The organism is Nocardioides guangzhouensis (genome assembly GCF_004519545.1).
GTDB classification, from domain to species: Bacteria; Actinomycetota; Actinomycetes; order Propionibacteriales; family Nocardioidaceae; genus Nocardioides; species Nocardioides guangzhouensis.
On sequence record NZ_SDKM01000080.1, the window covers coordinates 1 to 6716 of the forward strand.

7 protein-coding genes are annotated in these 6716 nt (G+C 75.1%); 5 read left to right on the forward strand and 2 right to left on the reverse strand.

The annotated features are described in order from the left end of the window. Nucleotides 1-31: 31 nt before the first annotated feature. Nucleotides 32-562: a GNAT family N-acetyltransferase gene (locus EKO23_RS24110; RefSeq protein WP_217702798.1), complete on the reverse strand. Its 531-nt coding sequence runs from the start codon at nucleotides 560-562 to the stop codon at nucleotides 32-34. A gap of 36 nt (nucleotides 563-598) precedes the next feature. Between EKO23_RS24110 and EKO23_RS24115 the strand changes: the two genes are divergently transcribed. Genes EKO23_RS24115 through menD form a run of 3 tightly spaced genes read left to right on the forward strand, consistent with a single transcriptional unit; the run spans nucleotide 599 to nucleotide 4259 of the window. Then, the gene (locus EKO23_RS24115; protein ID WP_246051291.1) at nucleotides 599-1612 is read left to right on the forward strand and encodes an AMP-binding protein; all 1014 of its coding nucleotides are present in this window, start codon (nucleotides 599-601) and stop codon (nucleotides 1610-1612) included. Further along, the gene (locus tag EKO23_RS24120; RefSeq protein ID WP_281280996.1) at nucleotides 1609-2556 is read left to right on the forward strand and encodes an o-succinylbenzoate synthase; all 948 of its coding nucleotides are present in this window, start codon (nucleotides 1609-1611) and stop codon (nucleotides 2554-2556) included. Before EKO23_RS24115 ends, EKO23_RS24120 begins: the two co-directional genes overlap by 4 nt. Beyond that, the gene (gene menD, locus EKO23_RS24125; protein ID WP_134721036.1) at nucleotides 2553-4259 is read left to right on the forward strand and encodes a 2-succinyl-5-enolpyruvyl-6-hydroxy-3-cyclohexene-1-carboxylic-acid synthase; all 1707 of its coding nucleotides are present in this window, start codon (nucleotides 2553-2555) and stop codon (nucleotides 4257-4259) included. The genes EKO23_RS24120 and menD overlap by 4 nt, the downstream gene beginning before the upstream one ends. Here menD and EKO23_RS24130 read toward each other — a convergent pair. After that, nucleotides 4256-4753, reverse strand: a complete 498-nt coding sequence (locus tag EKO23_RS24130; protein WP_134721037.1) for a hypothetical protein — start codon at nucleotides 4751-4753, stop codon at nucleotides 4256-4258. The genes menD and EKO23_RS24130 overlap by 4 nt on opposite strands. Nucleotides 4754-4790: 37 nt before the next feature. Here EKO23_RS24130 and EKO23_RS24135 point away from each other — a divergent pair, with 37 nt between their 5' ends. Both EKO23_RS24135 and EKO23_RS24140 read left to right on the forward strand, forming a co-directional pair. Next, nucleotides 4791-5648, forward strand: coding sequence for an SMP-30/gluconolactonase/LRE family protein (locus tag EKO23_RS24135; protein ID WP_134721038.1), 858 nt, complete (start codon nucleotides 4791-4793; stop codon nucleotides 5646-5648). An 86-nt stretch (nucleotides 5649-5734) separates the two neighbouring features. Beyond that, nucleotides 5735-6652, forward strand: coding sequence for a helix-turn-helix transcriptional regulator (locus EKO23_RS24140; RefSeq protein ID WP_134721039.1), 918 nt, complete (start codon nucleotides 5735-5737; stop codon nucleotides 6650-6652). Nucleotides 6653-6716 lie beyond the last annotated feature (64 nt).

Below are 6716 nucleotides of genomic sequence, written 5' to 3' on the forward strand. Positions count from 1 at the left end.
TTCGGCGCGCAATTCGGGGCACCTCGGCGGGTCAGGGGGTGAGGCGCATGTCGACGTGGGGGATGCCGTCCTCGTCGTACACGTCGCTGACCGGCTCGAAGCCGAGGGAGGCGTAGAAGGCCCGCAGGTGGGCCTGGGCGGAGAGCTCGACCCCGGCGTCGGGCCAGTGGGTGGCGCAGGACGCCAGCGCGCGCTCCATCAGGCGGCGGCCGAGGGCCTGGCCGCGGGCTTCGGCGCTGACGATGACCCGTCCGATCCGGGCCGGAGCGCCGGCCTCGCCGGCAGCGGGGGCCAGCAGCCGGGCGTAGCCGACCACGGACTGTACGCCGGCACCGCCACGGACCTGGGCAAGCGCCGACCCGGACGACGCGCGGGCGAGGAGGTGCCGGGTGTCCGCGACGAGGTCGAGGCCGTCGATGTCCTGGTAGCAGCAGTCCTGCTCCACCACGAAGACCCGATTGCGCAGCGCGAGCACGTCGTACAGGTCGTCGACACCGAGGTCGGAGTGGTGCAGGTCGTGCCAGGTCAGTTCTGGCGTGGGATCGGGCGGGGTGAGGTCCACGCGGCGATTCTGGCAGCGGGTACTAGCGTTCGTCGCGTGAGTCTTCGTCCCGTGCGCGGCAGCACCGCCGAGGTCGTCGCCGAGGTCCGGGCCTGGCTGGCGGCCGACGTGGAGCCCGAGCCGCTGATCGTCGAGACCTCCGGGTCGACCGGCCTCCCCAAGCGCGTGCTGCTCTCGCGCCGTGCGATGGTCGCGTCCGCCACCGGCGCCCACGACCGGCTCGGCGGCCCGGGGTCGTGGCTGCTCACCCTCCCCGCGTCGTACGTCGCCGGGCTGCAGGTGGTGGTCCGGTCCCTGCTCGCGGGCCACGAGCCCACCGAGGCGGACGACGACCTCGCGGCCGCGGTGGAGCGGATGCCGGCCGGCCGCCGGTACCTCTCCCTGGTCCCGACCCAGCTGCACCGGCTGCTCGCCGACGAGCGGCAGGCCCCTGCGATCGCGACGCTGGACGCAGTGCTGCTCGGCGGCGGCCCGATCGACCCCGCGCTCCGTGCCCGTGCCGAGGCGGCCGGGGTGGCCGTGGTCGCGACGTACGGCGCGAGCGAGACCGCTGGCGGCTGCGTGTACGACGGCGTGCCCCTCGACGGCGTCGAGCTCGCCACCGACGACGACGGGCGGATCCGGATCCGCGGGCCGGTGCTGTTCGACGGGTACGACGGCGATCCCCGTCTGACCGCCGAGGCGCTGGTCGACGGCTGGTTCGTGACCGCCGACGTAGGCACCGTGGAGGACGGCCGGCTGCGGGTGCTCGGCCGGGTCGACGACGTCGTGGTCAGCGGCGGCGTCAATGTGCCCACCCCGGCCGTCGCGCGGCGGCTCCGCCAGCACCCCGCGGTCGAGCAGGCCGAGGTGATCGGCGTCCCCGACGACGAGTGGGGGCACCGGGTGGTGGCGGTCGTGGTCGGCGACCTCGGGCTCGACGAGGCTCGCGACTGGGTGGCCGCCGAGCTGCCGCGCACATGGGCGCCACGCGACCTGGTCGCCGTCGACGCGCTGCCGATGCTCGGGACCGGCAAGGTCGACCGGCTCCGGCTGAAGGAGCTCGCGTGAAGGTCTGGTCGATCCCGATGCGCACCCGCTTCCGCGGAATCGACGTCCGGGAGGGCGTGCTGCTCGCGGGCCCGGGCGGCTGGGGGGAGTGGAGCCCGTTCCTGGAGTACGACGCCCGCGAGGTCGAGCCCTGGCTGCGCTGCGCCGAGGAGGCCGCCGCCGGCGACTGGCCGGACCCGGTCCGCGAGTGGGTCCCGGTCAACGTCACGGTGCCCGCGGTCGGCGCCGAGCGGGCCCACGAGATCGTGACCCGCGGCGGCTGCCGGACCGCGAAGGTGAAGGTCGCCGAGCGCGGCCAGACCCTCGGCGACGACCTGGCGCGGGTCGAGGCGGTCCGCGATGCGCTCGGCCCGGACGGTCCAGTGCGGGTCGACGCGAACGGAGGCTGGGAGGTCGACGAGGCGGTCGGCGCGATCCGGTCGCTGGAGCGCTCCGCCGGAGGCCTGGAGTACGTCGAGCAGCCGTGCGCGACGGTCGAGGAGCTGGCCGCGGTACGCCGCGCGGTCGACGTACCGATCGCGGCGGACGAGTCGATCCGCCGCGCCGCCGACCCCTACCGGGTGCGCGACCTCGAGGCCGCCGACGTCGCCGTCCTCAAGGTGCAGCCGCTCGGCGGGGTCCGCGCCTGCCTGCGGATCGCCGAGGACATCGGGCTGCCGGTGGTGGTCTCCAGCGCTCTGGAGACCTCGGTCGGCATCGCCGCCGGCCTGGCCCTGGCCGCGGCCCTGCCCGAGCTGCCGCACGCGTGCGGCCTGGCCACCGTGCAGCTTCTCGCCGACGACGTGGTTACCGAGCCGCTGCTGCCGGTCGACGGCGCCCTGCCGGCCGTCGTACCCACCGTCGACCCGGCCGCGCTCTCCCGCCTCGCCGCGGACCCGGCCCGGGTCGCGCACTGGGAGGCCCGGATCGCGGAGGTCCGGGCGCTGCGAGAGGATCAGGCGTGACTCCGCCGCCCGCCAACGCCTCGACCCTGCTCGCCCGCGCGGTCGTCGACTCGCTCGTGGAGCACGGGGTCTCCGAGCTGGTGCTGGCGCCCGGGTCGCGCAACGCCCCGCTGGCGTTCGCGGCGTACGACGCGGCAGCGGCGGGCCGGCTCCGGCTGCACACCCGGATCGACGAGCGCACCGCCGCGTTCCTGGCGCTCGGGATGACCCGCGTCGGTCGCCGGGCCGCGATCGTCTGCACCTCCGGCACCGCGGTCGCCAACCTGCACCCGGCGGTTCTCGAGGCGGCGCACGCCGGGCTGCCGCTGGTGGTGGTCAGCGCCGACCGGCCCGCGTCGCTGCGTGGCACCGGTGCCAGCCAGACCACCGACCAGGTGCGGATCTTCGGGCCGATGGCGGAGTTCCTCGACGTCGCGCTCGAGGCCGGGGACCGGCTGCTGCACCGCCTCGACGACGTCCGCGCGCAGGTCGACGCGTTCCTGGCGCCGGGAGCGGACGCCGTACGCCCCGGGCCGTTCGGCGCCGCGGCCGCTGCGGGCGGCGACGGCTGGATGCCGGTCCACCTCAACGTGCAGCTCACCCCGCCGCTGGTCCCCGACGTCCCGGCGCGGGTGGCACCGACCGCCGCGGCACCGGTCCGCGCGGGCGCCGAGCGCCCCGACCCTGCGGACGCGGTCCTGCTCCCGCTGGGGCCGCGGACGGTCGTGGTCGCCGGCGACGACGCCGGCCCGCCCGCGCGGATCCTGGCCGAGGCGGCGGGCTGGCCGCTGCTCGCCGAGCCGACCAGCGGTTCGCGCACCGGCGCCACCGTGGTCCGGAGCTACCGGCTGCTGCTCGACGGCGACCCCGGCCGCGACGTCGAGCGGGTCGTGGTCTGGGGGCACCCGACGATCTCCCGCCCGATGACCCGGCTGCTCGAGCGCCAGGACGTCGAGGTGGTCTCGGTGCCGCCGCGCGGGCGCTGGGCCGAGCGGCCGTTCCCGGTCGAACGGACGGTGCCCTCGGCGACGGTCGAGGGACCCGACGACCCCGCGTGGCTGGAGCGCTGGCAGGCCCGCGACCGCGAGGTGTCCCGTTCCCTCGACGCGCTGCTCGCGGCCGAGTCGGACCTCACCCCGCACGAGGCGGCCGGCGCGGTCAGCCGGGCGCTGCCGCCGGGCGGCCTGCTCTTCGTCGGGGCGTCCAGCCCGGTGCGCGACCTCGACCTGATGGTCGCGCCGTACGCCGTCGGCGACCGCCGCCGGGTCATCGCTAACCGCGGGCTGGCCGGCATCGACGGCACCGTCTCCAGCGCGATCGGTGCCGCCCTGGCCCGCGACCACGGGTCCCGCAACATCGCGCTCATGGGGGACGTGACCTTCCTGCACGACGCCAACGCGCTGGTCCTCGGCCCCGACGAGCCGCGGCCGGACCTGACGATCGTGGTGGTCAACGACGACGGCGGGTCGATCTTCGCGATGCTGGAGCAGGGCGCCGAGCCGTACGCCGACCGCTACGACCGGCTCTTCGGCACCCCCCACCACGTCGACCTCGCCGCGCTCTGCGCCGCCACCCGCACCCCGCACTGGAAGGTCGGGTCGCTGCCCGAGCTCGAGCAGGCGCTGGCCTGGCCGAACGGCGGCATCGAGGTGGTCGAGGTGCCGGTACGCCGCGACAACCGCCGCGACCTCGACGCGCGGATCCGGGCGCTCGGGGCCGGTTAGCGCCGCGGCATCCGGAGCAGCCGCACGCCGACCCACGCCCACGCGGCCGCGATCAGCAGCAGCCCGACCTCGAGCAGCCGGTCGTCCGCGAGCTGCAGGATGCCCCCGAGCGCGAGCGCCGGGACCGGCATCAGCCCGGCGACCAGCAGGGCACCGTCGGTCCAGTCCTGCCGGCCCCAGCCGGCGATGACGGCACCGACCGAGGCCCCGAGCATCGCCAGCCCGAGCCCCGGTCCCCAGTCCTCGCCGGCGGCGTCCGCGACCAGCGCGGCCACCCCGACGGCGATCACCATGCCGCCGACCATCGCCACCACCGCGGACCGACCCCCGGTGATCCCGAGCGCTCCCGGCAGGGTGAGGACGCACAGGCCGAGCACCGCCGGCGCCGCCTCGAACAGGAACGGCACCTGCTCCCCGGTCGCCAGGACGCCCACGGACTTGATCGCGAAGAAGCCGGCCCCGACCAACGCCGCGAGACCACTGATCCGCCTCACCCCGCCATCATCCCGCGCCATCGGCCGGACCGCGACGATGAGTTCGCGCCCCGGCGGCGGTCTGCCCGACATGGAGATCCTCACCACCGGCATCGCGATGGGGGAGTCGCCGCGCTGGCACGACGGCCGGCTGCACCTCTCCGACTGGATGGCCGGCGAGCTGCTGGCCGTCGACTCCGACGGGACGCGTGAGGTGGTCGCGCGCATCTCGTCGTTCCCGTTCTGCTTCGACTGGCTCCCCGACGGGACGCTGCTGGTCGTGTTCGGATCCGACGGCTCGGTGATGCGGGTGGCGGGCGACGGCACCGCGACGCCGTACGCCGACCTCGCGCCGTACTCCCGGCACCCGTGGAACGAGATCGTCACCGACCGCCGCGGCCTCGCCTGGGTGAACGGGATCGGGTTCGACTTCCCCGAGGGCGAGCCGGGTCCCGGCCAGCTGGTCGTGGTCGGCTCCGACGGCGAGGTCCGGCAGGTCGTCGGCGACCTCGCGTTCCCCAACGGCATGGTGGTCACCCCGGACGGGTCGACGCTGGTGGTGGCCGAGTCGTACGCCGAGTGCCTGACCGCGTTCGACGTCGCGCCTGACGGCACCCTGTCCGGTCGCCGGGTGTGGGCCGCTACGCCCGGCGACCATCCGGACGGGATCTGCCTCGATGCGGACGGGGCCGTCTGGTACGCCGACGTCGGCAGCTCCCACTGCGTCCGCGTCGCCGAGGGGGGTGACGTCCTCGACGTCCTCGAGGCCGACCGCGGCTGCTTCTCCTGCGTGCTCGGCGGCGACGACGGACGAACCCTGTTCGTGGTCGCCAACTCCTGGGAGGGGCTGGTCGTGGACGGTGGGGAGCGGACCGGGCGGGTGCTGACGGCCCGGGCCCCGGCCGCCTCCGCGTAGTCGCCGCGGGACCGGTCCCTGGACGCGGCGGGCACTGGGCAAGCACGATCAAGCCCCACCCGCCCGACGCCGCCGAGGATGAGTCCATGACCGTGGCAGCCGACACCTTCGTCGAGTTCGTCGACCACCTCACCGAGGCGCTCGACGACCACGACGCGACCGGCGACGAGCTGGCGGCCCGGCTGCACTTCTCCCGCTTCCACTTCGACCGGATGATCAGCTCGGTCGCGGGCGAGCCGCCGCGGGCCTTCCGCCGGCGGATCCTCCTCGAGCGGGCGGCGTACCGGATGATCACGACGACCGCGCCCCTCATCGACATCGCCGTGGAGGCGGGCTACTCCTCGCACGAGGCGTTCACCCGTGCGTTCACCCGGGCGTACGGCGTGGGGCCGGCCGAGTGGCGTCGCAAGCCCGGTCACATCCAGGTCGCCGCACCGAGCGGCGTCCACTTCCACCCACCGGGGAGCCTGCGGCTGCCCGCGAGAGACAAGGTGAATTCCATGGACCTGTTGACGAGGATGGTCGAGCACCACGTCTGGCTGACCGGGGAGATGGTGCGGGTGGCCGAGCGCCTCACGCCCGAGCAGCTCGACCAGCCGATCGAGCTCGACGTCGACGACGACCGGCAGACGATCCGGTCGCTGCTGTCGCGGCTGATCGGCCAGATGGGCATGTGGAACGCCGCGCTCGCGACCCGGGACTACGACTGGTCGGTCGAGGAGCACGAGTCGCTCAGCTCGATGCGCGAGCGGCTCGCAGCCGAGGGCCCGACGTACCTCTCCCACGTCCGCGAGGTGGTCGACTCCGGCCGCCTCGACGACACGTTCGTGGACGCGCTCTGCGAGCCCGCCGAGGTCTTCACGTACGGCGGGATGATCGCCCACGTCCTCACCTTCGCCGCCCACCGCCGCACCCTGGTCGCGCTGGCCTTCACCTCTCACGGCGTCGAGGACCTCGGCTGGGGCGACCCCATGCTCTGGGTCGCCCAGCCCGCAACCTCCTGAGCCACCCCCGCCGAGGTGCCCGGTCTTGTTGGCCGAGGTGCCCGGTCTTGTCGGTCGAGGTGCC

Coding starts and splice junctions, on each gene's coding strand:
- EKO23_RS24135 (WP_134721038.1), top strand. CDS start 4,791: ATGAGTTCGCGCCCCGGCGGCGGTCTGCCCGACATGGAGATCCTCACC.
- EKO23_RS24140 (WP_134721039.1), top strand. CDS start 5,735: ATGACCGTGGCAGCCGACACCTTCGTCGAGTTCGTCGACCACCTCACC.